This is a genomic window from Pengzhenrongella frigida, assembly GCF_004168625.1.
Taxonomy (GTDB): domain Bacteria; phylum Actinomycetota; class Actinomycetes; order Actinomycetales; family Cellulomonadaceae; genus Pengzhenrongella; species Pengzhenrongella frigida.
In genome coordinates, this window is record NZ_SDWW01000039.1 from 1 (window position 1) to 26,042 (window position 26,042).

Sequence of the window (26,042 nt, forward strand, 5' to 3'; positions counted from 1 at the left end):
CGCGCCCGTGTGGCGCTTATCCCCGCATTTTGGTATCTCCACACGCTCATCATATCCACGCTAAGCGACACACTACAAGTGTACGAGTGAATCGACCCGACTCCACCCCGGCGACCAGCTCCGAGAGCGGGCCTTAGGTCCCCGAGGTAAGGCTTACCTCACCACTACCGTGAGGGCATGACGCTGCACGAGAGCCCAGTGGGCGCAAGCTTCCGGGTGACTGCCGTGCGGCTGTCCGCGCCGGCGGCCCTCCGGCTGAGCGAGATGGGGATCCGGCTCGGGACCCTGGCGTACGTGTCGCAGCGCGCGGCGTTCGGGGGACGCGTGGTCGCCGTCGCGGGATCGCGGTTCGCGCTCGACGGCGGGACGGCGGGGCTCATCGACGTCGAGGCCCTCGCGGGCCGGCCGTGAGCTGTCACGGCACCGCGCCGCTGCCGCTCCCTGTGCTCGCCCCCGGGGCAGCCGCCCCGACCCGGGTGCTGCTCGTCGGGGGTCCGAACGTCGGCAAGTCGACCCTGTTCAACGCGCTCACGGGTGCACGTCAGCACACCACCAACGCCCCGGGCACCACCGTCGAGCTGGCCACCGGGAGCTGGCGCACGGCCGTCGCCGGTGGTCGCCCGGCCGTGCAGCGCGCTGTGGTCGACCTGCCGGGCACCTACAGCCTCCTGGCGCGCTCGGCCGATGAGCAGGTCAGCGCGGATGCCGTGCGCGAGCTGGCGCAGCACGCGGGCGCCCAGGCCGGCACGCCGGGGGTCGTCGTCCTCGTCCTCGACGCCACGGCCCTCGCCCGGTCGCTGTACCTGCTGGCGCAGGTGGCCGAGACCGGTGTCCCGGTCGTCGTCGCGCTGACCATGCTCGACCTCGCCGCCGCCACCGGCTCGCCCACGTCGCACGTGCCGCCCGAGACGCTGGCCGCGGTCCTCGAGGGAGTCGTCGGCGTGCCGGTCGTCCCGGTAGAGGCGCGCAACCGGGCCGATGACGGCGTGCTCGAGCTCGCCCGCGCCGTCGACGCGGTCGCCGCGCACCCCCGGCAGGTCACCGACCTGAACCTCGCCGCGCCGGCACCGTCCTGCGGCTGCGCGACAGCGGGCGACCCGCCGGCGCCGGCGCCGGCCCGGTCCGGGATGGTCGGCGCGGACCTGACGCTCGAGCTCGCGCACGCTGAGGCCCTGTTCGCGTGGGTGGAGCAGGCCGTGGCCCGGGTCACCGCCGCGCTGACCCCCGACGCGGCTCCCGGGGACCGCCCGGCCACGAGCGCCTCCCCGCGACGGTCGTTCTCCGACCGGGTCGACGGCGTCCTGCTCAACCCGTGGGCGGGCATCCCCGTGTTCCTCGCGGTGGTGTGGGTGCTCTTCGAGCTCACGACCCGGGTCGCGGCGCCGTTGATCGACCTGATCGACCGGTTGGTCAGCGGACCGGTGGCCGGGGGGCTCACCGCGCTGCTCGGCGCGGTCGGGCTGGGCGACACCTGGATCCAGGGGTTCCTCGTCGACGGGCTGCTCGCCGGCATCGGCACGGTGCTGACCTTCGTCCCGGTCATCGCGGTGATGTTCGCGGCCCTCGGGGTCCTCGAGGACTCCGGCTACCTGGCCCGGGCGGCGTTCGTGGCCGACCGGGCGATGCGCTCCCTCGGCCTGGACGGGCGCGCGTTGCTGCCGCTGATCGTGGGGTTCGGCTGCAACCTGCCCGCCTTCGCCGCCACCCGCACGCTGCCGCACGCCCGCCAGCGGCTGCTGACCGGGCTGCTGATCCCGCTCACGTCCTGCTCGGCCCGCCTGACGGTCTACATCCTGCTCGCGGGGGCCTTCTTCCCGCGCCACGCGGGCACCGTCATCTTCGGGATGTACGTTCTCAGCGTGCTGCTGGTGCTCGGCGCCGGCCTGCTGCTGCGCCGGACGGCGTTCCGGGACGTGCACGCCGGGCCGCTGATCCTGGTGCTCCCGCCGTACCAGCATCCGCACCTGCGCACCCTGGGCATGTCGGTCCGGATGCGCGTCGGCGCGTTCGTCGTCGGCGCCGGAAAGCTCATCGTGGCGACCATGCTCGTCGTGTGGGTGCTGATGGCGCTGCCCGCGTCCGGGCAGCACACGATCGGTGACGTCCCGATCAAGGAGAGTGTGTACGGCGAGATCGCGGCCGGGATCGCACCGGTGCTCGCGCCGGCCGGGTTCGGCAACGAGCATGCGGCCGCGGCTCTCATGACCGGCTTCGTGGCCAAGGAGGTCGTGGTCGGTTCCTTCGCCCAGTCCTTCGCCGTCGACGAGCCGGGCGACCCGTCGGTGGCCGGAAGCCTCGGGGACCGGCTGCGCGACACGTTCGACGAGTCCTCCGGTGGCCACGGCGGCGCGGCCGCGCTGGCGTTCATGGTCTTCGTGCTCGCCTACACCCCGTGCGTCGCCGTGCTCGCCGAGCAGCGACGACTGTTCGGGTGGCGGCCGACGGCGAGCGCCCTGGGCGTTCAGCTCGTGGTCGCCTGGGCGCTGGCGGTCGCCGTGTTCCAGGTGGGTTCCCGGCTGTGAGCGCCTGGGCCGACGTGCTCGACGACGTCGCGACCCGCGGCGGGACCCCGGCGCAGGTCGCCGGGCGGCTCCGCCTGCCGATGCCGCTCGTGCTCGCGGTGCTCGACCACGCGGAGCGTCTCGGGGTGCTCGCCGTGGCCGGGCAGGGGTGCGGTTCGGGCTGCCCCACGGGGCCGGACCTGCCCAGCGGGTGCACCGGGTGCCCGTTGGTCGCGTCCGGGCCCCGGCTCGGCAACCGCAGGATCCCCGGCTAGGCTCACGTCCCTGCCCGGCTTCGGGCGCCGTGGACGCCGACCGCGCCCAGCACCCCGACCGCCGTGAGGTCCGCAGCTGATGCCCGCCCCGCGCCCGCCCGCGACGCCACGGCAGCACAGCGCCCCCCGACGCCGAGCCCGCCCCGGCATCCGCCGACCGGGCCGCCTCATCGTGGTCGGGTTCGGCCTCCTGATCGTCCTCGGCACCCTCGTGCTGACCCTGCCCGTCGCCCACGCCGGACCCGGTCGGGTCACCCCGCTCGATGCGCTGTTCACGGCGACGTCGGCGGTCTGCGTGACCGGGCTCGCCGTGGTGGACACCGTCACCGCCTGGTCGGTCTTCGGGCAGGTCACCATCCTCGTGCTCATCCAGATCGGCGGGTTCGGGGTCATGACCCTGGCGTCGGTGCTTGCCCTGCTGATCTCCCGGCGGCTCGGTCTCGGTACCCGCCTGCTGGCGGCCGCCGAGACGAAGAGCGTCGGCCTGGGCGAGGTCCGTTCGGTCCTGATCGGGGTCGCCCGCGTCAGCCTCGTCGTGGAGGCGGGCACCGCCGTCGTGCTCGCGCTCCGGTTCGCGACCGCGTACGACGAGCCGATCGGTCGCAGCCTCTGGCTAGGGGTGTTCCATTCCGTGTCGGCGTTCAACAATGCCGGTTTCGCGCTCTTCAGCGACAACCTCATCGGGTTCGCCACCGACCCCTGGATCTGCCTGCCCATCGCCGTCGCCGTCATCGTCGGCGGGCTCGGCTTCCCCGTGATCCTCGAGGTCGTCCGGCAGCACAATCGGCCTCGACGCTGGAGCCTGCACACCAAGATCACCCTGCTCATGACGGCCGTGCTGCTCGTGGGCGGGACCGGGTTCGTGCTCGCGGCCGAGTGGGCGAACCCCGGGACGCTCGGCCCGCTGGACACCGGCGGCAAGCTGCTCGCGGGGTTCTTCCAGGGCGTCATGCCGCGCACCGCGGGCTTCAACAGCGTGGACACGTCCGCCATGAACACCGGCACCCTGCTGGGCACGGACATCCTCATGTTCATCGGCGGCGGCAGCGCGGGCACCGCGGGAGGCATCAAGGTAGCGACCTTCGCCGTGCTGCTGATCGCCATCTACGCCGAGATCACCGGCGACCCCGACGTGACGATCTTCGACCGGCGCATGTCGGCCCAGACGATCCGGCAGGCGATGAGCGTGGCGCTGCTGAGCGTCGCAGCCGTCGTGGTCGCCACGCTGACGATCGCGATGTCGAGCCCCTACACGCTCGACCAGATCCTCTTCGAGGTGGTCTCCGCATTCGCCACGGTGGGCCTGTCGACCGGGATCACGGCCGACCTCGCTCCCGCGCACCAGCTGATCCTCATCGCTCTCATGTACGCCGGTCGTCTCGGTCCGATCACGCTGGCGTCGGCCCTGGTCCTGCGCGAGAGCCACCGCCTGTACCGCCGGGCCGAGGGCCGCCCCCTCATCGGCTGAGTCGCGTCGATGCACCCGCCGACGTGTCGGGTGGCACTGACCGGGTCGCGTGCCGCGTCCCGACGCCGCAGGCGTAGAGGATGCGTCAAGAACGCCGGGTGGGGCGTCAAGAACCCGTCAACGCCCGGGCCCGGACGGCTAGGGCGCTGGTACGAACGGTGGTGTGAGCGCTGCTCACCGGTCTGGTCGGAACTCGCCCGGACCGCCCGTCGTCAAAGGGTTGTGTGACATGGCCGACGTGGCCTACCTCGTGCTGACAGTGGTCTTCTTCGCGGCAGTGGCGCTCGTCGCACGGACACGGGACCGGACATGATCGGCGAGGACTGGGCCGGCCTGGCGATCACAGCCGCGCTGCTCGTGTACCTGTTCGTGGCCCTGGTGCGATCGGACTCGACCCGATGAGCGCCCCGTGGATCGCCGTCGGCCAGATCCTCGTGCTGGTCGCTGCCCTGGCCGCGGTGCACCTCCCGCTCGGCGGCTACCTGGCGCACGTGTTCATGTCCCCGCGGCACCTGCGCATCGAGCGGGCCGGCTACCGCGCGTTGCGGGTCGACCCGGACGCCGACCAGCGCTGGAGCATGTATCTGCTGTCACTGCTCGGCTTCTCGCTCGCGTCGGTGCTGCTGCTCTTCGGCCTCGAGCGCCTTCAGGACCGCCTGCCGCTGTCGCTCGGCGCGCCGGCGATGGACCCGGCGGGGGCCTGGAACACCGCGGTCTCGTTCACGACCAACACGAACTGGCAGTGGTACTCCGGTGAGGTCTCCGCGGGGCACCTGCTGCAGATGGCCGGGCTCACGGTCCAGAACTTCGCCTCCGCGGCGGTGGGGATCACGGTGGTCGTCGCCCTCATCCGGGGCTTCGCCCGGTCCGGCGGCGGCGGTCGGGTCGGCAACTTCTGGTCCGACCTGGTGCGGGCCGTGGTGCGCGTGCTGCTGCCGCTCGCCGTCGTCGCCGCCCTCGCGCTCATCGCGACGGGCGTGATCCAGAACTTCGCCGCCCACACCGAGGTCACCACCCTCGCCGGCGGCGGTCAGCACCTGCTCGGCGGCCCGGTCGCGTCCCAGGAGGCCATCAAGGAGCTCGGCACCAACGGGGGCGGCTTCTTCAACGCGAACTCGGCCCACCCGTTCGAGAACCCGACGCCGGTGAGCAACCTGCTCGAGATCTTCCTGCTGCTGGCGATCCCGTTCTCCCTGCCCCGGACCTTCGGGATCATGGTCGGCGACCGGCGCCAGGGGTGGGCGATCCTCGCCGCGATGGGCACCCTGTGGCTCGTGGCCGTCGGCCTGCTGACCTGGGCCGAGCTCTCCGGGCCGGGAGCGGTGCCGCAGGCGGCCGGGGCCGCGATGGAAGGCAAGGAGACCCGGTTCGGGCTCGCCGCCAGCGCGCTGTTCGCAGCCTCGACCACGGCGACCTCGACCGGCGCGGTCAACGCGACGCACGACTCGCTGACCGCCCCCGGCGGGGGCGTGGCCCTGTTCAACATGATGCTCGGCGAGGTCTCCCCGGGCGGCACGGGGTCGGGCCTGTACGGGATGCTGGTGCTCGCCATCGTCGCGGTGTTCCTCGCCGGTCTGATGGTCGGGCGCACCCCGGAGTACCTGGGCAAGAAGATCGGCCGGCCGGAGATCACCGTCGTCGCGCTGTACGTGCTGACCGTGCCCGCGATCATCCTGGTCGGGACGGCGGTCGCGATCGCCACCCCGGACGGCCGAGCCGGGATCCTCAACGCGGGGCCGCACGGGCTGTCCGAGGTCCTCTACGCGTTCACCTCGGCCGGCAACAACAACGGCAGCGCCTTCGCCGGGCTCGCCGTGGCCACCCCGTTCTACAACACCGCGCTCGGGCTGGCGATGCTGCTCGGCCGGTTCGTCCCGATCGCCCTCGTCCTCGCGCTCGCCGGCCGGTTCGCCGGGCAGACGACGACCCCCGCCGGCGCCGGGACCCTGCCGACCCACGGGCCGCTGTTCGTCGGTCTGCTGGTCGTCGTGGCGCTCGTCCTGGTCGGCCTGACCTACATCCCTGTTCTTTCCCTCGGTGCGATCGCGGAGGCCCTGGCATGAGCTCGACCCTGATGGACCCGGCGGACCCGGCGGAGCCGGTCGGCCCCATGAGCAGCGACGCGAGCCCGTCGCCCCGGGCCGAGGTCCGGCGCCGGGCGACCGGTCGCCAGGGGCTCGGCCCCCGGCAGCTCGCGGTCGCGCTCCCCGCGGCGCTGCGCAAGCTGGACCCGCGCGAGCTGCGCCGCTCCCCGGTGATGTTCGTCGTCGAGGTGGGCGCGGCGGCCTGCACGGTGCTCACCGTCGTCAGCCCCGGCGTGTTCGCGGTGTCGATCACCGCGTGGCTGTGGGCCACGGTGGTGTTCGCCACCCTCGCCGAGTCGGTCGCGGAGAGCCGCGGCAAGGCTCAGGCCGCGAGCCTGCGCGCCTCGCAGGCGCAGACCACGGCCCGCAAGGTCACCGCCCCGCAGGACATCCTCGAGTACACCGGCGGCCTCGCGGCGCTGCCGACGACCGAGGTGCCCTCCGCCTCGCTCCACGTGGGCGACGTCGTCGTCGTCGCTGCCGGCGAGACGATCCCCGGCGACGGCGACGTGATCGAAGGCATCGCCAGCGTCGACGAGTCGGCCATCACCGGCGAGTCCGCCCCCGTCATCCGCGAGTCCGGCGGGGACCGCTCGGCGGTCACCGGCGGGACCACGGTCCTCTCGGACCGCGTCGTGGTCCGCATCACGGCCCCGGCCGGCCACACCTTCGTCGACCGGATGATCGCGCTGGTCGAGGGCAGCGAGCGCCGCAAGACCCCCAACGAGGTCGCCCTCAACGTGCTGCTCACGTCGCTGACGATCATCTTCCTGCTCGCCGTCGCGACGCTGCAGCCGTTCGCCGTCTACTCGGGCGCGCGCCAGTCGCTCCTGGTGCTCGTCGCCCTGCTCGTGTGCCTCATCCCGACGACGATCGGCGCTCTGCTCTCGGCGATCGGGATCGCCGGGATGGACCGCCTCGTGCAGCGCAACGTGCTGGCGATGTCCGGACGCGCGGTGGAGGCCGCCGGCGACGTGGACGTGCTGCTGCTCGACAAGACCGGCACGATCACGCTCGGGAACCGCCAGGCGGCGGAGCTGATCCCGGTCGAGGGGGTGGAGCCGGCGATCCTTGCCGACGCCGCCCAGCTGTCGTCCATGGCGGACGAGACCCCCGAGGGGCGCAGCATCCTCGTGCTGGTCAAGGAACGGCACGGGCTGCGTGCACGCGAGTCGGGCGAGCTGGTGGGCGCCGAGCTGGTGGCGTTCACCGCCCGGACCCGGATGAGCGGGCTGAACCTCCCCGCGGGCGGACAGGGGCCTCGGTCTGGTGGTCCCGACGGCGGGAGCCAGGACGGGGTCCGGCGGATCCGCAAGGGTGCCGCGGCGGCGGTGACCTCGTGGGTGCACTCGACCGGGGGGCATGCGGGGCCCGACACGGCCCGCATCGTCGACGCGATCAGCGCGTCGGGCGGCACTCCGCTGGTCGTGGCCGAACAGCTCGGGTCGGCGCCTGCGCGGGTCCTGGGGGTCGTGCACCTCAAGGACGTCGTCAAGCAGGGGCTGCGCGAGCGGTTCGCCGAGCTGCGGGCGATGGGGATCCGCACCGTGATGGTCACGGGCGACAACGCGGTCACCGCCCGCGCGATCGCCCTCGAGGCCGGGGTCGACGACGTGCTCGCCGAGGCCACCCCGGAGGACAAGCTCGCGCTGATCCGCCGCGAGCAGGCCGGTGGGCGCCTGGTCGCGATGGCGGGGGACGGCACGAACGACGCCCCTGCCCTCGCGCAGGCCGACGTCGGGGTGGCGATGAACACCGGCACCACCGCGGCGAAGGAGGCCGGGAACATGGTCGACCTCGACTCCAACCCGACCAAGCTCATCGAGATCGTGCAGATCGGCAAGCAGCTGCTGATCACCCGCGGGGCGCTGACGACGTTCTCCATCGCCAACGACGTCGCGAAGTACTTCGCGATCCTGCCGGCGATGTTCGTGCTCGTGTTTCCCCAGCTCGAGGTGCTCAACGTCATGGGGCTGTCGAGCCCCCGGTCCGCGATCCTCTCGGCGGTGGTCTTCAACGCGCTCATCATCATCGCGCTCATCCCGCTCTCCCTCCGGGGGGTGCGCTACCGCCCGGCGGCCGCCGCCGTGATGCTGCGTCGGAACCTGCTGCTCTACGGCGCCGGTGGCCTCATCGCGCCGTTCGTCGGCATCAAGGCAATCGACCTGCTCGTCTCCCTCCTCCCCGGGATCAGCTGACATGACCACCACACCGAGCCCCACTCCGTCCACGATTGCGCACCAGGCCGTGTCGTCGGGGCGCACCTCCCGCTCCGGTGGCGCGACCGCCGTCGCGTTCACCCGCCAGACCTGGGCGGGCGCACGGGTCCTGATCGCGCTCACGCTCCTGCTCGGGGTGGCCTACCCGCTCGCGGTGACCGCCGTCGGGCAGGTGGCCTTCCCCTGGCAGGCGAACGGCTCGCTCGTCACCGCCGACGGCGGCCGTGCGCGGTCGCTCGCGGACGACGACGTCGTCGGTTCGGCACTGATCGGGCAACGGTTCGACGGGCCCGAGTGGTTCCACCCGCGGCCCTCGGAGGCGGGCGAGGGCTACGACCCGCTCGCCTCCGGGGGTTCCAACCTCGGCCCGCTCAGTCCCGACCTGCTGGCGACGGTGGAGCAGCGCCGGGCACGGGTCGCGGCCGAGAACGACGTCGCCCCGGCCGCGGTCCCCGCGGATGCACTGACCGCGTCGGCGTCCGGCCTCGACCCGGAGATCTCGCCCGCCTACGCCCGCCTCCAGGCCGCCCGCGTCGCCGTGGCGCGGAACCTGCCGGCGGACGACGTCGACGCACTGGTGGAGGGCGCGATCCGAGGTCGCGACCTGGGGCTCCTGGGCGAACCGCGCGTGAACGTGCTCGAACTGAACCTCGCACTGGAGACAATGGGCCGGTGAGCACACCCGAAGCGGACGACGCCGCCCCCGACCGGGCCCGGAAGGGTCGGCTGACGGTCTACTTCGGTGCTGCGCCGGGGGTCGGGAAGACCTACGCGATGCTCGACGAGGCGCATCGGCGCGCGGCCCGGGGAACCGACGTCGTCGTCGGACTCGTCGAGACCCACGGCCGTGCCGCGATCACGGCACAGCTCGAGGGGCTCGAGATCCTGCCGCGCCGGGTGCTCGAGCACCAGGGCGTCGAGTTCACCGAGCTCGACCTCGACGCGCTGCTGCGACGCGCACCCCAGGTCGCGATGGTCGACGAGCTCGCGCACACGAACGTCCCCGGCTCGCGCAACCCCAAGCGCTGGCAGGACGTGCACGAGCTGCTCGACGCCGGCATCAACGTGGTCACCACGGTCAACGTCCAGCACCTCGAGTCGCTGAACGACGAGGTCGTGGCGATCACCGGTGTGCGGCAGCGCGAGACGGTTCCCGACCACGTGGTCCGCGACGCCGACCAGATCCAGCTGATCGATCTGCCGCCGTCGGCCCTGCGTCGTCGGCTCGCGCACGGCAACATCTACCGCGCGGAGCAGATCGACGCGTCGCTGTCGTCCTACTTCCGGCTCGGTAACCTCACCGCGTTGCGTGAGCTGGCGCTGCTCTGGCTCGCCGACCGGGTCGACGACGCGCTCCTGACCTACCGCCGGGACCACCGCATCGAGGGAACCTGGCCGGCCCGCGAACGGGTCGTCGTGGCCGTGACCGGCGGGCCGGAGAGCGAGACCCTCATCCGGCGCGGTGCCCGGATCGCCCAGCGGGCAGCGGGCTCGGAGCTGCTGGCGGTGCACGTGCTGGCCACCGACGGGCTGCCGAGCGCCCCGCCGGCCGCGATCGCCGCGCAGCGCGCCCTGGTCGAGTCGCTCGGCGGGGTGCTGCACACCGTGGTGGGGGAGGAGGTGGCCTCGGCTGTCGTCGACTTCGCGACGGGGGTGAACGCGACCATGATCGTCGTGGGCGTCTCGCGGCGAAACCGGTTCCGCGAAGCCCTGTCGGAGAGCAACGGCGTGGAGATCGCCCGGCTCGCCGAGACCATCGACGTGCACCTCGTCACCCACGCGGGCGCACGGGCCGGACGGCGACCCTCGGCGCACCCGACGCCACTCTCGGCGCGACGGACGGTAGCCGGCTGGACGCTCGCCGTGGCCGGTCCGGCCGCGCTCACCGCCCTCCTGCTACTCCCTCGAGCGCAGATCGCCCTGCCGACCGAGCTCATGCTCTACCTCGCGCTCACGGTCGCGGTCGCCCTCGTCGGCGGGCTCTGGCCCTCCATCGTCAGCGCGATCACCGGCTTCCTGGCCCTCAACTACTTCTTCACCCAGCCGACGGGGTTCCTCACGATCGGCGACCCCGAGAACGTCCTGGCGCTGGCCGTCTTCGTGGTGGTGGCCGCCGCCGTGGCCTCCGTCGTCGACCTGGCCGCCCGTCGGACCGGCCAGGCGTTCCGGGCGCGGGCGGAGGCATCCGCGCTGGCGGCGGTGTCCCGGTCGGTGCTCTCGGGCGAGGACACCACCCAGGCGCTCGTCGACCGGTTGCGCGAGACGTTCAACCTCTCCGGGGTCGCCCTGCTGGAGCGTGACTCCGATCGCGGCCCGTGGCGCGCGCTGGCCGCAGCCGGCACGGCCCCGGCCCGGAGCCCCGACCAGGCCCAGACGGTCGTCACCATCGACCCCCGTCGCGTGCTCGCCCTGGACGGTCGGGTGCTCCCGGCCAGCGACCGTCGGGTGCTCGAGGCCTTCGCGGCCCAGGCGGGCGTCGTGCTGGAGTACCGGCGCCTGCGGGAGGGGGCCGAGCGCGCCCGGGTGGCGGCGGAGGCCGATGTGGCGCGCACCGCGCTGCTCGCCGCGGTGTCGCACGACCTGCGCACCCCGCTCGCCACGATCCGCACCGCGATCGACGGCCTCGTCTCGCCGGACATGCAGCTGGACGCAGCCGACACGGCAGTCCTCGTCGGGACGGTCAACGACGCGACGGCCCGCCTGGAGCGCCTGATCGACAACCTCCTGGATCTGTCCCGCCTGCAGACGGGCAGCGTGCGCCCCGTGCTGCGAGCAACCAGCATGGACGAGGTCGTGCCGCTGGCGGTGGCGGACTTCGCTCCGGGAGACGTGCTCGTCGATGCGCCCGAGACGCTGCCGTTCGTGCGCACCGACCCCGGGCTGCTCGAGCGGGTGGTGGCCAATCTCGTCTCCAACGCCGTCCGTCACTCGCCCGCGGGGGTCCCGGTCCGGGTCACCGGCTCGGCCACCCGGCGCAGCCTCGAGCTGCGCGTGGTCGACACCGGTCCCGGCCTGACCGACGAGCTCAAGGAGCGCATGTTCGAGCCGTTCCAGCGCCTCGGGGACTCGTCCCCCGGCGGGCTGGGTCTGGGGCTCGCCGTCGCGCGCGGGCTCGCGGCCGCCGTCGGCGCGGACCTCGCTGCGGAGGACACCCCCGGCGGCGGCCTGACCATGGTGCTCGCGGTCCCGCTCGCGGTCGAGGACCTGTCATGACCGGGTCCCGGATCCTCGTGGTCGACGACGAGCCTGGGCTCGTCCACGCCCTGGCGATCAACCTGCGCGCGCACGGCTGGGAGGTCTGCACCGCCGCCGACGGCGCCCACGCGCTCGACCTGGCGGCGAGCTGCCACCCCGACGTCGTGCTCCTCGACCTCGGGCTGCCCGATCTCTCCGGGCTCGACGTCATCGCCGGGATCCGCGGCTGGAGCCGGGTGCCGATCGTCGTGCTCTCGGCCCGTCAGCACGGCGAGGACAAGGTCGAGGCCCTCGACGCGGGCGCGGACGACTATGTGACCAAGCCGTTCGCGATGAACGAGCTGCTCGCGCGGCTGCGCGCGGCCGTGCGCCGGGCGACCCCGGGCGACCTCACCGATGCGGTGGTCGAGGCGGGCGACCTCAGCATCGACCTGGCTAGGCGGCGCGTCCTGCGTTCCGGGGTCGAGGTGCGCCTCAGCCCCACCGAATGGGCACTCATCGAGGTGCTCGTGCGCAACCGGGGAAAGCTGGTGGGCCGGGTGCAGCTGCTGCAGGAGGTCTGGGGACCGTCCTACACGACCGAGACCGGCTACCTGCGCGTCTACACCGCGCAGCTGCGTCGCAAGCTCGAGCAGGATCCCGCGCACCCGCGGCACATCATCACCCAGCCGGGGATGGGCTACATCTTCGAAACCACCTGACCGGTCGGCCGGGCGACCCGGCTACCGCCGGCCGCGACGGGACTTCGGCGCGGCCTTGGCCGGCTTGCGCGCCGACGGGGCCGGGCGCTTCGCACCGCCGCCGCCGCCCGACGCCCGGGAGCGCCCGGCCGCCGGCTCGGCCGAGCGGGCGCCGGCGTCACGGGCCGGGGTGGGGGTGGCCCGCGAGCTCTGCGCGGACCGGCCCCGCACGATGCCGATGAACTCCTCGATCTCCGGGGTCGTCCGGTCGGCGAGCCACGCCAGCGCGACGTGCGACTCGGCGACGTCGACCACCGGGAGATACGTCACATCCTTGCGATGGTTCATCCGGGCAACCGACTGCGGGACGATCACGACGCCGATCCCGGCGGCCACGAGCGCGACGGCGTCGGCCATCGTCCGCATCGCCGGGAGCGGGCGCCGTTCGACGGTGCGTCCGGTCGCGGCCGCATCGCGCCACTCGGGCACGGTGTTCGGGTCCTGGAGCAGGTGCTCGTCGACCAGATCGGCCACCGTCACCATGTCCAGCAGGGTCGCGGGGTGGTCCTTCGGGACGACCACCACCGGGAGCTCGGCGTAGAGAGCGATCGTGCTCAGGCCGGCCTGCGCGATGGGCAGCCGGACGAAGCTCACGTCGACAATTCCGGCGTGCAGGGCGCTGACCTGGTTCTCTACATCGGTGCGCACCACCTTCAGCGGGGCGTCGGGCTTGCGATCGGCCCACAGCCGGGTCCACTTGGAGACCGTGACGCCGGGCATGATGCCGATCGTGAACGGCTCGGGGGCGTCGTCGTCGCTGCGGGGAGCGGCCTGCGCGAGGTCGTCCTGCGCGATCCGGAGCCGGGCCTGCTCGAGGAGCTCCACACCGGCCGGGGTGAGCTCGGTGCGCTCGGACGGACGCACGAACAGCTCGACGCCGAGCTCGGCCTCGAGCTCGAGGAGCGCACGGCTGACGGTCGGGCGGGCCACGTGCAGCGCCGCCGCCGCCCGGCCGAAGTGCAGATGGTCGGCTACGGCGGCGAGGTATCGCAGCCTCACCAGATCGACGTCCACGGCCTGCTCCTCGCTCCCGCCCGGCTCGGATGGCACGGTGTGGTCCCAGGCTAGGCGAGGCTGGCGGATATCATGACGGGATGACCTCGGCCAAGACTCAGCAGACCATGAAGCCGGTGACGGCTGCGAAGAAGCTGGGCATCCACCTCGCAGCAGCTCCGGAGTCCTTCCGGGACGCCCCGGCGGTGACCCGATCCGAGCTCGCCGGGCTGATGACCACCCCGCCCGCGTGGCTCAAGGAGCTGCACGAGAACGGCCCGCACCCCCGCGAGGTGGTGGCGAGCCGGTTGGGTGTCTCCATCGCCGGGCTCGTGCGCGGCGGGATCACCGAGCCGCTGCTGACCTCCGAGATCGTCGAGCTGAGCCAGAAGCCGCCGGCGTGGCTCGTGCGGGAGCGGGCGATCCAGGCCGACGTGCGAGCCGAGGACGAGCGCGTCGCGGCGCGTGACGCCGAGCGCCGGTCCCGTCCGACCGGTCCGCGCCCCACGCGCTGAGCGCTCGACGGCGGCACGTCGTGACCTCCGACGACGACGCTGCTCGCCGGGGCAGGACGCGCGCGGTCGTCCGGTCGTCACCGGCGATCGCCCACCATGTCGGTGGCCCCACCTAACGTTCCGCACATCGCATCGGGTGCGGACGCAGGAGGCACGATGGACATCGACGAGGCACGGATTCTGGCTACCCAGCTCATGGGGCACCACCGGCTGACGGGATGGCGGCTGGTCTTCGACCACGCGCGCACCCGGGCCGGGGTGTGCCGGTACGACCGCCGCGAGATCGGGCTGAGCCGGGTGCTCACCGCGCTGCACCCGCCCGATCTGGTCCGCGAGACGATCCTCCACGAGATCGCCCACGCCCTGACCGGGCCGGGGCACGCCCACGACGCCGTCTGGCGCGCGACCGCACTGTCCATCGGCGGGGACGGCACGCGGTCCGTAAGCGCCCACGCGCCCCGGCCGCCCGCGCCGTGGGTCGGCGAGTGCGCGCGTGGTCACCAGGTCACCAGGCATCGCCGGCCGACCCGGCCCGCCTCCTGCCTGCTGTGCGGCCCGAACTTCGACCCCGCGCACCTGGTCGACTGGCGGCTGCACGGTCGCACGGTGCCGCTGTCCGCGGCGTACGAGACCGAGCTGGCGCGGATCCGGGCGACCCAGGAGCGGGACCGGTCGACGGCTGCCCAGCGCGGCGAGGGCTCGGCGACCCGGCCCCGGTTGTCGGGCCAGACGCCGCTGCCCGTCGGGACGGTGGTCGTCCTGCACGGCGCGGGCAAGTACGCCGGGCTCACCGGTCGGATCGAGAAGCGCGGTCGCACCCGCTATCACGTGCGCACCCGGGTCGGCACGGTGACGGCTCCGTTCGCCCTGGTTCGGACCCTTCTGCGCTAGTCCGTCGGCTGCGCGCGGGCGGGCTAGGGGGTGACAGGTCTAGCGTCAGGAGCACAAGACAGGACCACACGAAGGAGTGCGTCATGGTGTCTCACGTAAACCCCGAGGGCCTCACCGGCCGGCAGCGCGACGAGACGGAGGCGGAGAAGCTCAAAGCCGACGCGCTCAATGAGCCGGACTCGGTCACCGGCGGTCGCAACGAGGACCCCGGGACCGAGACGGACGCCGACCGCTTCCGCTCTGCAGGCCTGGACGAACCGAAGTCGGTGTCCGGGAACATCAACGAGGACCCCGGCACCGAGACCGATGCCGATCGCCTCCGTTCGGAAGGCCTGGACGAGCCGGCGTCGGTGTCCGGAATCACGAACCCGGATCCCGGCACGGCAGATGAGGCCGACCGGCTCCGCGCGTCCGGGATCGACGGCGCGGACGACTGACGACTAACGACCACGACGGACGACGGACGGCTCAGGCGAGCTACCTACCGCCGGCGCGTGCTACCCGGCCCCGGATCGTGCACTCGTGCGATCCGGGGCCGGGTGTCGTTGCGCTCCAGACGGCTCAGTACTGGTGGCAGACCGTCGGCTCGGTGCTGGTCGGAGCCTGTCGGCTCAGTACTGGTCGGAGCCTGACGGTACGGCCGCCGTGGCGCCGTCGAGCTCGGCCAGGATCGCGGCGGTGCCCGACAGCCCGAGGCGGGTGGCGCCGGCGTCGATCATCGCCTGCACGGCAGCGGCCGTGCGGATGCCGCCCGAGGCCTTTACCCCGAGCCGGCCGCCCACCGTGCGGGCCATGAGCTCGACGGCGTGCACGCTCGCGCCGCCGGCCGGGTTGAACCCGGTCGAGGTCTTGACGAAGTCGGCACCGGCGGACTCCGCCGCCCGGCACGAGCCGACGATCTGCTCGTCCGTGAGCAGCGCGGACTCGATGATCACCTTGAGCAGGTGCGGGGCGGGCACGGCGGACCGCACGGCGGCGATGTCCGCCTCGACACCCGACCAGTCGCCCGCCGCGACGAGCCCCAGGTTGATGACCATGTCGACCTCGTCGGCGCCGTCGGCGACGGACCGCGCGGCCTCGGCGCGCTTGATCTCGGTGTGGTGGGTACCCGCCGGGAATCCGCAGACGGCGACAACGCGCAGACCGTCGGCGCTCACCGGGAGCAGCGAGGGGGACAGGCACACCGCACCGACGCCGAGCCGCTGCGCCTCGGCGACGAACGCACTCGCCTGGGCCGCCGTCGTCTGCGGCAGCAGCAGCGTGTGGTCGACGATCCGCGCGAGCTCGTCGCGTGCGATCGGCGTCGATTCGGGGGCGTGCTCAGAACTGGTCACAAGATCTCCTTAGAGCGGTTCCAGCCGGAGAGCAGTCACTCGATCCAGCCGATCTTCACCGGGCGCGGTCCCTCGCCCGGCCTGTCCATGATAGGGCGCGACGAGCCGCCTGCCGGGCGCGGACCTCCAGGTCACGCCCCGGCCCGTGGACGGCGAGGCGAGGATGACGGGCTCTCGCCACCGGCGCTCGCCCGCCATGGTTCGGCGGCGTACTACGTGGCCTGCTTCGCCTGTGCCCACGCGTCACCCAAGGTGACGGGCGCCTGCTGCCCGTGAGCTCGTGCGTGCGCATCGAGCAGCGCGCTCCTCTGGGCGTCGGACGCGGCCCGACGTCGCAGGTAGCTGTCGAGCGAGACGGGGGTGTGCGTGCCGAGCGGCGCCGCCTCCATGAGCTTCATGGGTGCGTGCGGGTGGGTCGCGATCTGCGCGCGCATCTCGGGGAAGCGCTCGAGCATCTCCTCGAGCGCGACCTGCGGCACGGCCTCATTGGCGAGCAGTGCCCCGCGGATCCCTGGATCGGGGTCCCGTGCAAGCAGCGCAACTCCTTCTGCGGGCATGTTCGCGTCGCCGGCGACGTCGAGGCGCGCTGCCGTGTCACCGTGCCGCGCCACCTCCATCAGGTGAGTGGCCGTGAATCGGGGACCCGAGCGGCCCCGGTCGGACGTGCCTCCGGCGGCCTCGTGATTCGCCATCCTGCTGCCCCTTTCCTCGGTACCGAGCGCGGACGCTGGGGGACCGTTGCTCGCGGCCCTCTCCTTGAAGTGTCGCGCGAAATGCCCCGGTCTGTGCTGATGATCTGGGCGACACCCGCGTGACGCGCTGCCACCGACGCGGTCCCCGACGTCGGACATGAGATGGCCCCGGTGAGCGTCAGCTCACCGGGGCCATCTCAGCTACCCATTCTCAGCTGCAGCCGCTGGTGGAGCCGCAACCCTCACAGACGTAGCACGAGCCCGACGGACGCATCTTGATCCCGCACGAGAAGCACAGCGGGGCGTCGGCAGTGCGACCCTGCTGCAGCTCGAACAGCTCCATCGAGGAGTGGATCGCGGGCCGAGGGTGCACCGCGGGGACGACCGGCGTCGGCGTGGCCACGACCGGCTGGGACGTGAGCGCCGAACCGGTGGTCTGGTTCATCGATTCGAGATCATCGTTCTCGAGCGACTCGTAGGAACCCGTGTCGAGGTGCCGCGTGCGCTCCTCGGTCGTGTGGATCCCCATGCCGGCACGGGTCTCGTAGGGCAGGTAGTCGAGGGCGAGCCGGCGGAAGATGTAGTCGATGATCGACTGCGCCATCCGGACGTCCGGGTCGTCGGTCATGCCGGCCGGCTCGAAGCGCAGGTTGGTGAACTTCTGCACGAACGTCTCCAGCGGCACCCCGTGCTGCAGGGCGATCGAGATGGCGATCGAGAAGGCGTCCATCACCCCGGCCAGGGTCGACCCCTGCTTGCCGAGCCGGAGAAAGACCTCACCGAGGCCGTCGTCCGGGTAGGAACCGGCCGTCAGGTAGCCCTGCGCGCCCCCCACCGTGAAGGAGGTGGTGATCGACGGGCGGGACTTGGGCAGCCGCCGGCGCACGGGCCGCACGGGGGCGGCTGCAGCTGACGCGAGGGCGGCCGCAGCGGCCAGCGCCCTGCTCGCCGTCGTCGACGCCTCGGCCGGGGCGTCCTTGCTGTCGGAGAGCGGCTGGCCGACCTTGCAGTTGTCGCGGTAGACCGCCAACGCCTTGAGGCCGAGCTTCCACCCCTCGTAGTAGATCTCCTCGATCTCCTCGACCGTCGCGCTCTCCGGCATGTTCACCGTCTTGGAGATGGCGCCCGAGAGGAACGGCTGGACGGCGGCCATCATCTTGACGTGCCCCATCGGGGCGATCGACCGGCGACCCATCGCGGTGTCGAAAATCTCGTAGTGCGCCGGCTGCAACCCGGGCGCGTCCACGACGTGCCCGTTCTCGGCGACGTACTCGACGATCGCCTCGATCGTCTCGGCTGTGTACCCGAGCTGCTTGAGGGACCGGGGGATGGCCTGGTTGACGATCTGCATCGACCCACCGCCGACCAGCTTCTTGAACTTGACCAGCGAGAAGTCCGGCTCGATGCCGGTCGTGTCGCAGTCCATCATGAAGCCGATGGTGCCGGTCGGGGCGAGCACGCTCGCCTGGGCGTTGCGCCACCCGTTCGCCTCGCCGAGGGCGAGACTCTCCTGCCACTGCGCGGTCGCCGCGGCGTGGATCTCGGTGTCCATCGAGTCGATGGTCACCAGCGCGGCGTTCGCGTCGGCGTGCTTGTGCATGACGCGCTGGTGTGCGGAGGCGTTGCGGGCGTAGCCGTCATACGGGCCGACGACGCCGGCCAGCTCGGCGGAACGCTTGTACGCGGTGCCGGTCATCAGCGAGGTGATCGACGCGGCGAGCGCGCGCCCACCGGCGGAGTCGTAGCCGTGCCCGGTCGCCATCAGCAGCGCGCCGAGGTTGGCGTACCCGATACCCAGCTGGCGGAAGGCACGCGTGGTCTCGGCGATGGCCTCGGTGGGGAAGTCGGCGAAGCAGATCGAGATGTCCATCGCGGTGATGATGAGCTCGACTGCCTTGACGAACCGCTCGGTGTCGAACGTGTCGTCCTCGCGCAGGAACGCCAGGAGGTTGAGCGACGACAGGTTGCACGAGGAGTTGTCCAGGTGCATGTACTCGCTGCACGGGTTGCTCGCGGTGATCCGGCCGGACTCGGGGCTCGTGTGCCAGTCGTTGATCGTGCCGTCGTACTGGATGCCCGGGTCGGCGCAGGCCCACGCGGCCTGGGAGATCTTCCGGAACAGACCCTTGGCGTCGACCGTCTCGATCACCCGGCCGTCCTGGCGGGCCTTGAGGTCGAAGCCGGTGCCCTTCTCGACCGCGTGCATGAACTCGTCCGTGACCCGGACGGAGTTGTTCGCGTTCTGGTACTGGACCGAGATGATGTCCTTGCCACCGAGGTCCATGTCGTAGCCGGCCTCGCGCAGGGCGCGGATCTTGCCCTCCTCGAGGGCCTTGGTCTCGACGAACTCCTCGATGTCCGGGTGGTCGACGTCGAGCACGACCATCTTGGCCGCGCGACGCGTGGCGCCACCCGACTTGATGGTGCCCGCGGACGCGTCGGCGCCGCGCATGAACGAGATCGGGCCGCTCGCGGTTCCGCCGGAGGAGAGCAGCTCCTTCGACGAGCGGATCCGCGAGAGGTTCAGGCCTGCGCCGGAACCGCCCTTGAAGATCAGGCCTTCCTCGCGGTACCAGTTGAGGATCGAGTCCATGGTGTCGTCCACGGCGAGGATGAAGCACGCGCTGACCTGCTGCGGCGACGGCGTGCCGACGTTGAACCACACCGGGGAGTTGAACGAGAAGACCTGGTGCACGAGCATCCAGGTGAGCTCGTGCTCGAAGATCTCCGCGTCGGCGTCGGTGGCGAAGTAGCCGTTCTCGACCCCGGCCTTGGTGTACGCGAGCACGACGCGGTTGATCAGCTGCTTGAGGCTCCACTCGCGGGTCTCGGACCCGACGGCGCCGCGGAAGTACTTGGTCGTGACGATGGTGGCCGCGTTGAGCGACCACGACTTGGGGAACTCGACGTCCTTCTGCTCGAAGATCGTCTCGCCCGACTTCCAGTTCGTCTGGAGGATGTCGCGACGTTCCCAGACCACGTCGTCGTAGGGATGGACCCCTGCGGTGGTGAACACGCGACCGATCGTCAGCGCCGGATTCCGGGTGCCCTCGCCACCGTTCGTCCCGGTCTGCCCGGCTGCCTGCGACGTCTTGCTCATGCCATCTCCCTAGGACGGATTCGATGTGACCTACCACTACTTGTGGTTACTCGTTTCCGGTGCACCACTATATGTGGTGTGCGAGGGCGGCGGCGGGACCTCGACGGAGTTTTTCTCCGACGGCGTGTCGGGGCGGATCAAGACCCAGTTCGCGGGCGCTTTCCGGTGTCCGCGGCGGCTGCGGCGGTCATGAAAACCGCGCGCGTCGCGCCGCGGCGCAGGATCGCCAGGACCGGTCGGCCGACGACGACGACGCCCAGCGCGGTCGTGATCGCTCGACCGACGTCCCAGCCGAGCGACGTCGCGATGCTGAACAGCCAGAACCTGCGCAGGTTCTCGACCGGCGGGTCCCCGGCCACGAACGACAGCGCCGTGTCCCCGCCCAGCTGGAACGGCCACCAGGACATGTTCAGCGCCACCCCGTACGCGAGCCCGGCCACAGCGGCGTAGCCCGCGAGCGCCGCCACCTCGCCACGGCCCCGCAGGCGGCCGGGCAGGAGCCCGGCTCCGAGCCCGACCCAGGAGGCGCCGAGCATCTGGAACGGCAGCCACGGGCCCACCCCGCCGGTCAGGAGGGCGGACGCGAAGAGGGTCGTCGACCCGAGGGCGAACCCGAAGCCGGGGCCGAACACGCGCCCGCCGAGCACGATCACGAGGAACACCGTCTCGACGCCGGCGGTCCCGGCGGACAGCGGCCGCAGCACCGCACCCACCGCCGACAGCAGCCCCAGCATCGCGATCGCCTTGACGTCGATCCCGCCGTCACTGAGCGCGACGAAGACGACGGAGAGCACCGAGAGCAGCACGACAGCGAGCACGAGCGGTGCATCCGTGCCCTGCGCCAGGGCCTGGTTCGGGTCGATCAGGAGCGGCCAGCAGAACGCCAGGACGCCCACGGCGGAGGCGAGCGCGAGCACCAGTGCGGTGCGCAGCGTCACCGGCACCGCCGGCACCGCCGGAGGTGCTGACACTCCTGGCCCTGCTGGCGCCGCTGGCACCGCGCGCGTCCTCGCCTCCGGCGCCGTCACCCCCACCGCGGAGCCGCCTGGCCGGCTCATCGGGTCGCCGCGGCCATCGCGTCACCGGCGAGCGCAGCACGCACCGCGTCGACGGTGAGCAGCTCGAGCGGGTGCAGCACCTTCGCGACCTGCGGGGCAAACACCGGCGAGGCCACGAGCACGTCCCGCGTGCTGCCGTCGGCGACGACATCGCCGTCGGCCAGCACGATCACCCGGCTGGCACACCCCGCCACGAACTCGACGTCGTGGCTCGACAGCACGACGGCGACACCGGCGGCGGCCCGCTCCGCGAGGACCTGGGTCAACCGCCGCTTGGCCGCGTAGTCGAGCCCACGGGTGGGCTCGTCGAGCAGCAGCACGGGCGGCCCCGCCGCCAGCTGCACCGCCAGCACGAGCGCGAGCCGCTGCCCCTCCGACAGGTCCCGCGGGTGGGCACCGGCAGGCACCGCGCCGGCGATCCGGGCAAGGAGGCTCCGGGTGGCGCCCGTGGTGGCCTGCCCCTGGGCGTCGCCTGCTTCGCACTCGGCGTGCACGGAATCCAGGTAGAGCAGGTCCGACGGCGTCTGCGGTACGAGCGCGACGCACCGACGGGCCTGTGACGGGCGCAGCGTCGCCGGGTCGACATCCCCCGCGGGAAGGTGCGCTCCGTCACCACGCGCGGCGAGCCGCACTCCGTCACCACGCGCGGCGAGCCGCACTCCGTCACCACGCGCGGCGAGCCGCACGGAACCCCCCGAGCGCGGGCCCGAGCCCTGCAGCGCCCAGAGCAACGACGACTTGCCGGCCCCGTTTCGTCCCATCACGGCGACGATCTCGCCGGCCCGCACGTCCAGGTCGACGCCGCGCACGGCATGCACCCGCCCGTGGCGCACGTGCAGGCCGCGCACCGTGAGCGCCGGCGCGCCCAGCGGCGCTGTCGCCGGGGGCTCGCTCGCCGTGGCACCCACGGCTGGGCTCGACGACGCCGGGCCGACCGGCGCCGACACCGGGGCGCGCTCCGCCGATCGCGGGCCGGTGCCGGGCTTCGCCGTCGGGACCAGCGCGATCGAGCCCGCGAGCCGGGCCCGCAGCGGAGCCGCTCGCCGTCGGGCGTCCCGCACGGACAGCGGCAGCGGGTCCCACCCCGCCAGCCGACCGAGCTCGACGATCGGCGGCACGACCAGCGAGCTGGCGAGCACCTCGGCCGGCGGCCCGTCGAACGCCGTCCCGTCGCCGCGCAGGCTGATCACCCGGTCCGCGTACTGCACCACGCGTTCGAGGCGGTGCTCGGCGAGCAGCACGGTGACTCCGAGGTCGTGCACGAGTCGAGTGATGGCGGCGAGCACCTCGTCGGCCGCCGCGGGGTCGAGCGCGGAGGTGGGCTCGTCGAGCACCAGCACGCGCGGCTGGCTCGTCATGACGGCGCCGAGCGCGACCCGCTGCTGCTCCCCTCCGGACAGGTCGGCGAGCGGCCGACCACGCAGGTCGCCCAGCCCGAGCAGGTCGACCACCTCCTCGACCCGCTTACGCATGACGCCCGGTGACAGCCCGAGCTGCTCCATGCCGTACGCGAGCTCCTCCTCGGCCGAGTCGGTGACGAAGCCGGCGAGCGGATCCTGACCCACCACACCGACGACGTCGGCCAGGTCGCGCGGCCGGTGGTCGCGCGTGTCCCGGCCCGCGACGAGGACGCGGCCGGACAGCAGCCCGCCCGTGAAGTGGGGCACCAGAGCGCAGGCGGCCTGCAGCAGGGTCGACTTTCCCGCCCCGGTCGGCCCGATGACGAGGCAGAGCTCACCCTCCTCGACGCGCACATCGATGTCGCGCAGCGCGGGTCCCGACTGCCCCGGGTAGGTCACTCCGACCTGCTCGAACGCGATCATCGGGACCCGCCCGACCGGACGGCGCCCGGGTCCGTGGCGCGAAGCACTGCCGGCGCGGCGGCGAGCAGGGTCGCCACGAGGGCGACCGGCGGAACGCTCGGCCAGGTGAGCGGGCTCAGCGACGGATCCAGTCCGTCCGGGCTCATCCCGAGCGCGCCGGCGAGCAGCAACGCGACCGCCAGCCCGCACGCGGCGATGAGACTCTCCGGCAGACCCCACGGGTCGGGCCGGTACCGGGTCCGCCGGACCCGGCGTCCCGCGAGCACGGAGCCGCCGACGGCGATCACCGCGCCCGCCGCGAGGAGCGGGAGCCCGAGCCAGTCGGGTGAGGTCCCGTCGAGCAGGCCGTAGGTGCCCAGGGCCGCGGCGACGAGCGACACCAGCAGCGCCGCCGTGATCCGCGCGTCGCTGCGACCGGACTGGGACCGGGCGTAGCCGCGCGAATCCATGGAGGCGGCCAGGGCCAGCGACCGGTCGAGAGCGTCAGCCAGCACGGGAAGCGCGCACGCGAGCACGGACCGCAGCCCCCGGTCGTCCTGGCCGCGCAGCCGCTGGGCGCGGCGCACCCGCACCACCGACGACACCAGCTGCGGGGTCACCGTCACGGCGATCACGATGGCCGTGCCGATGTGGTGCAGCGACGCGGGCAGGCACCGCAGGGCTCGCTTCGGGTTCGCGAGCGCGTTGGCAGCCCCGAAGCACACGATGAGGGCCGCGAGCCGGAGGCCGCCGTACACAGCAGCGAGCAGACCCGTGAGGTGCACGGGCCCCAGCAGCTCGACGCCCGTGGCCCACCCGGGCATCGCGATGCTCGGCAGGTCGAGGAGCACCGGGCCGCCTGCCTTGATCCCGACCAGGATGTAGAAGGCCACGCGGACGGCGATGATCGCGACCCCGAGCACGAGGTAGGCGCCGAACGCACGGGCCCAGGGTGAGTCGTCCCGCCGCACCACGACGACGAGGACCGTCGCGGCGAGCAACATCCCGATCACGAGCGGGTTGGTCGTGCGGGTGACGGCCACGGCCAGCCCGAGGGCCCAGGCCCACCACGCGAGCGGATGCACAGATCGGTCGCGCCCGGTCGGCCGGCGGCGCGTCGAGTCCCGCCCGGGGGTGGGTTCCCCCGAGCGCGACCCGACCGCCGGCGCGACCGCGACCATCCGGGCTCAGCCGCGACCGTCGTCGTCGGGCTGCCCGGCGGCGCGGCGGCGCCGCACCATGACCAGGACGGAGGCGAGCAGCACGGCGAGCACGCCGAGCCCCGCAACGGTCGCCCACGACGACGACCCGCTCTCGTCGCTCGGGTCGGCTGCGACCGGAGCCGCCGGAGCTGCGGTCTCGGTCGCCGCCCCCGCGGCGGGGTCCGCCGCCTCGAGCGCGGCCGGGGCGAGGCCCGGTCCGGTCGAGCCGTCGTTGTACCGCCAGCCCTCGAACGCACCCGGCACCGGGTCGCTCGAGCCGGCACCGACCGCGTAGGCCGTCCAGTCGGCGTCGGCCTCGGCCGACCAGTAGGACCAGTACGAGCCGTCGAACGTCTCGGGGCACGGGTCGGGTGCGGCGTTGATCGCGCAGATCATGCCGGGCGTCGAGTCGGCCACGGTGAAGCCGGCATCGACGAGCGCCTGGCGCCCGGTCGCGGGATCGCCGTCGGCGCAGCTCACGACGACGTCACCGCCGAGGTCGGTGAGGTCGACGACGACGGTCACCCCGGACGCGTCCGCGCAGGCGCCGGCTGCGGGAACCTCGCCCGGCAGGCTGGCGGCAGATGCGCCGGCGGCGGTCGCCAGGGACGCGGGCAGGAGGAGGGAAGTGAAGAACAGGACAGCCGTGGTCTTACGCACCGGGTGCCTCTCGTGAGCGGTCGGCGACGGCCCGGCACCGCGAGCTCCGAGGCGTGACCGGAGCGGTCGCGCGGGCGGAAGACGACGATCCGGACTCCGTCCCGCAGACCTCGGCGGATGGAGTCGATCGCCTCGAGCAGGCGTTCCGGCTTGTCGTGACGGTCGAGCTGTCACGACCTACGGTTGCGGGTCAGCGCCGGATTCGGACCGGCTTCCCCTGAGCACGAGGCGGGTGAAGCGCAGAGCAACCGGTCGGCGATCAGACCGGTTGCGCGATTCTACGCCCGCACCCGGGCTCGCCGACGGCGATCATGGGGCATGCGCATCTACACCAAGACCGGCGACGACGGCACGACCGGACGCTTCCTCGGCGGCCGGGTCTCGAAGGGGGACGAGCTGGTCGACGCGAACGGTGACGTCGACGAGTCGGTCGCCCTGCTCGGGGTGGCCCGCAGCGGCTGCAGCGATCCGGACCTGGCCGAGCTGCTGCTGCGCCTGCAGCGAGAGATGTTCGTGGTGGGCGCCGACCTGGCAGCCAACCCCGAGCGGCGCGAGCGGCTCACCGCCGGGGTCTCGTTGGTCACACCGGACATGGTCGCCGAGCTGGAGGAGATCATCGACCGGCTCGTGGCCGAGCGACCGCTGCGGCCGGTCTTCGTGGTCCCGGGCGCGACGCCGACCGGCGCGGCGATCGACCATGCCCGCACGGTCGTCCGCCGGGCGGAACGGCACGTGGTGCGGGCGCAGGAGCACGGTCACGCCGCCAGCCAGGACACGTTGCGCTACCTGAACCGGCTTTCCGACCTGCTCTTCGTGCTGGCACGCCGGGCGGCCGACGAGGTCGATGAGCCCGCCAGCCGACCGTGATCGGAATCGCAGTGAGGTCCGAACAGGTGACGTGACGTGACACAGCACCGTGCACGGAGGCATACATTGGAGGTGAGGGATATACCCCCCATGGGTATCTGTCGTCAGCGAGGGAGGGTCGGATGGACCATTCGCCCGGCTACGCCGCCACGAAGGACGCCCAGCTCAAGCGCCTGCGCCGCATCGAGGGCCAGGTACGGGGCCTGCAGCGCCAGGTCGAGGCCGACACCTACTGCATCGACGTCCTCACCCAGGTCAGCGCGGCCACCAAGGCGCTCGAGTCGTTCGCGCTCGGGCTGCTCGACGAGCACCTGAAGCACTGCGTCGCAGCCGCCCTCGCCGCCGGCGGCGCCGAGGCGGACGCCAAGGTGCAGGAGGCCTCGGTTGCCATCGCCCGGCTCGTGCGCAGCTGACCGCCGATCGACCACCAACTTCACACCAACACA

Annotated in this window: 23 protein-coding genes and 1 riboswitch; of the genes, 15 read left to right on the top strand and 8 right to left on the bottom strand. The window is 72.7% G+C overall.

Annotation, left to right across the window (positions count from 1 at the left end; genetic code table 11):
- Positions 1-177 precede the first annotated feature (177 nt).
- From EUA98_RS14710 to EUA98_RS14755, 10 genes are all read left to right on the top strand, one after another.
- Complete coding sequence (locus EUA98_RS14710; protein ID WP_130103446.1) at positions 178-411, top strand: FeoA family protein; 234 nt, start codon at positions 178-180, stop codon at positions 409-411.
- Complete coding sequence (gene feoB / locus EUA98_RS14715; RefSeq protein ID WP_242511545.1) at positions 408-2,522, top strand: ferrous iron transport protein B; 2,115 nt, start codon at positions 408-410, stop codon at positions 2,520-2,522. Before EUA98_RS14710 ends, feoB begins: the two co-directional genes overlap by 4 nt.
- Complete coding sequence (locus EUA98_RS14720) at positions 2,519-2,776, top strand: hypothetical protein (protein WP_130103447.1); 258 nt, start codon at positions 2,519-2,521, stop codon at positions 2,774-2,776. The genes feoB and EUA98_RS14720 overlap by 4 nt, the downstream gene beginning before the upstream one ends.
- 79 nt (positions 2,777-2,855) lie before the next feature.
- Entirely contained in the window at positions 2,856-4,244 is a 1,389-nt protein-coding gene (locus EUA98_RS14725; protein WP_130103448.1) for a TrkH family potassium uptake protein, read from the top strand.
- A gap of 309 nt (positions 4,245-4,553) precedes the next feature.
- A complete protein-coding gene (gene kdpF, locus EUA98_RS14730) occupies positions 4,554-4,646 on the top strand; it encodes a K(+)-transporting ATPase subunit F (RefSeq protein ID WP_130103449.1) in 93 nt (30 codons plus the stop codon).
- Positions 4,643-6,307: a potassium-transporting ATPase subunit KdpA gene (kdpA, locus tag EUA98_RS14735; RefSeq protein WP_130103450.1), complete on the top strand. Its 1,665-nt coding sequence runs from the start codon at positions 4,643-4,645 to the stop codon at positions 6,305-6,307. Before kdpF ends, kdpA begins: the two co-directional genes overlap by 4 nt.
- Positions 6,304-8,526, top strand: a complete 2,223-nt coding sequence (gene kdpB / locus EUA98_RS14740; RefSeq protein ID WP_242511546.1) for a potassium-transporting ATPase subunit KdpB — start codon at positions 6,304-6,306, stop codon at positions 8,524-8,526. Before kdpA ends, kdpB begins: the two co-directional genes overlap by 4 nt.
- A gap of 1 nt (position 8,527) precedes the next feature.
- Positions 8,528-9,223 (top strand): potassium-transporting ATPase subunit KdpC, encoded by a 696-nt coding sequence (kdpC, locus tag EUA98_RS14745; RefSeq protein ID WP_130103451.1) that lies wholly within the window; start codon positions 8,528-8,530, stop codon positions 9,221-9,223.
- The gene (locus tag EUA98_RS14750) at positions 9,220-11,760 is read left to right on the top strand and encodes a DUF4118 domain-containing protein (RefSeq protein WP_242511547.1); all 2,541 of its coding nucleotides are present in this window, start codon (positions 9,220-9,222) and stop codon (positions 11,758-11,760) included. Before kdpC ends, EUA98_RS14750 begins: the two co-directional genes overlap by 4 nt.
- Positions 11,757-12,443: a response regulator gene (locus EUA98_RS14755; protein WP_130103452.1), complete on the top strand. Its 687-nt coding sequence runs from the start codon at positions 11,757-11,759 to the stop codon at positions 12,441-12,443. The genes EUA98_RS14750 and EUA98_RS14755 overlap by 4 nt, the downstream gene beginning before the upstream one ends.
- A gap of 21 nt (positions 12,444-12,464) precedes the next feature.
- On the opposite strand, the gene EUA98_RS14760 is transcribed toward EUA98_RS14755, so the two are convergent.
- Complete coding sequence (locus EUA98_RS14760; protein ID WP_207219106.1) at positions 12,465-13,532, bottom strand: LysR family transcriptional regulator; 1,068 nt, start codon at positions 13,530-13,532, stop codon at positions 12,465-12,467.
- A gap of 44 nt (positions 13,533-13,576) precedes the next feature.
- On the opposite strand from EUA98_RS14760, the gene EUA98_RS14765 reads away from it, so the two are divergent.
- The 3 genes from EUA98_RS14765 to EUA98_RS14775 all read left to right on the top strand — a co-directional run bounded on the left by EUA98_RS14765 (position 13,577) and on the right by EUA98_RS14775 (position 15,318).
- Positions 13,577-13,990, top strand: a complete 414-nt coding sequence (locus tag EUA98_RS14765; RefSeq protein WP_130103453.1) for a DUF5997 family protein — start codon at positions 13,577-13,579, stop codon at positions 13,988-13,990.
- A 156-nt stretch (positions 13,991-14,146) separates the two neighbouring features.
- Positions 14,147-14,881 (top strand): SprT-like domain-containing protein, encoded by a 735-nt coding sequence (locus tag EUA98_RS14770; protein WP_130103454.1) that lies wholly within the window; start codon positions 14,147-14,149, stop codon positions 14,879-14,881.
- An 83-nt stretch (positions 14,882-14,964) separates the two neighbouring features.
- Positions 14,965-15,318 carry a hypothetical protein gene (locus EUA98_RS14775; RefSeq protein ID WP_130103455.1) on the top strand — a complete coding sequence of 118 codons (354 nt, stop codon included), beginning with the start codon at positions 14,965-14,967 and terminating at the stop codon, positions 15,316-15,318.
- A gap of 174 nt (positions 15,319-15,492) precedes the next feature.
- Here the strand turns inward: EUA98_RS14775 and deoC are convergent, their stop codons facing one another.
- From deoC to EUA98_RS14810, 7 genes are all read right to left on the bottom strand, one after another.
- Positions 15,493-16,215, bottom strand: a complete 723-nt coding sequence (gene deoC, locus EUA98_RS14780; protein WP_242511549.1) for a deoxyribose-phosphate aldolase — start codon at positions 16,213-16,215, stop codon at positions 15,493-15,495.
- A gap of 212 nt (positions 16,216-16,427) precedes the next feature.
- Entirely contained in the window at positions 16,428-16,907 is a 480-nt protein-coding gene (locus EUA98_RS14785; RefSeq protein WP_130103456.1) for a hypothetical protein, read from the bottom strand.
- Between the two features lie 211 nt (positions 16,908-17,118).
- Positions 17,119-20,007 carry a vitamin B12-dependent ribonucleotide reductase gene (locus EUA98_RS14790; RefSeq protein WP_130103457.1) on the bottom strand — a complete coding sequence of 963 codons (2,889 nt, stop codon included), beginning with the start codon at positions 20,005-20,007 and terminating at the stop codon, positions 17,119-17,121.
- 137 nt (positions 20,008-20,144) lie between these two features.
- Entirely contained in the window at positions 20,145-20,978 is an 834-nt protein-coding gene (locus EUA98_RS14795) for an ECF transporter S component (RefSeq protein ID WP_242511550.1), read from the bottom strand.
- Positions 20,979-21,061: 83 nt separating this feature from the next.
- Entirely contained in the window at positions 21,062-22,888 is a 1,827-nt protein-coding gene (locus EUA98_RS14800; protein WP_130103459.1) for an ABC transporter ATP-binding protein, read from the bottom strand.
- On the bottom strand, positions 22,885-23,952 hold the full coding sequence (locus tag EUA98_RS14805; protein WP_242511553.1) for an energy-coupling factor transporter transmembrane component T: 1,068 nt from the start codon (positions 23,950-23,952) through the stop codon (positions 22,885-22,887). The genes EUA98_RS14800 and EUA98_RS14805 overlap by 4 nt, the downstream gene beginning before the upstream one ends.
- Before the next feature lie 102 nt (positions 23,953-24,054).
- Positions 24,055-24,729: a hypothetical protein gene (locus EUA98_RS14810; protein ID WP_130103461.1), complete on the bottom strand. Its 675-nt coding sequence runs from the start codon at positions 24,727-24,729 to the stop codon at positions 24,055-24,057.
- Positions 24,730-24,847: 118 nt separating this feature from the next.
- A riboswitch (cobalamin riboswitch) is annotated at positions 24,848-24,971 on the bottom strand.
- Between the two features lie 76 nt (positions 24,972-25,047).
- Between EUA98_RS14810 and EUA98_RS14815 the strand changes: the two genes are divergently transcribed.
- Entirely contained in the window at positions 25,048-25,596 is a 549-nt protein-coding gene (locus EUA98_RS14815; RefSeq protein ID WP_130103462.1) for a cob(I)yrinic acid a,c-diamide adenosyltransferase, read from the top strand.
- Between the two features lie 122 nt (positions 25,597-25,718).
- Complete coding sequence (locus EUA98_RS14820; protein WP_130103463.1) at positions 25,719-26,009, top strand: metal-sensitive transcriptional regulator; 291 nt, start codon at positions 25,719-25,721, stop codon at positions 26,007-26,009.
- Positions 26,010-26,042 lie beyond the last annotated feature (33 nt).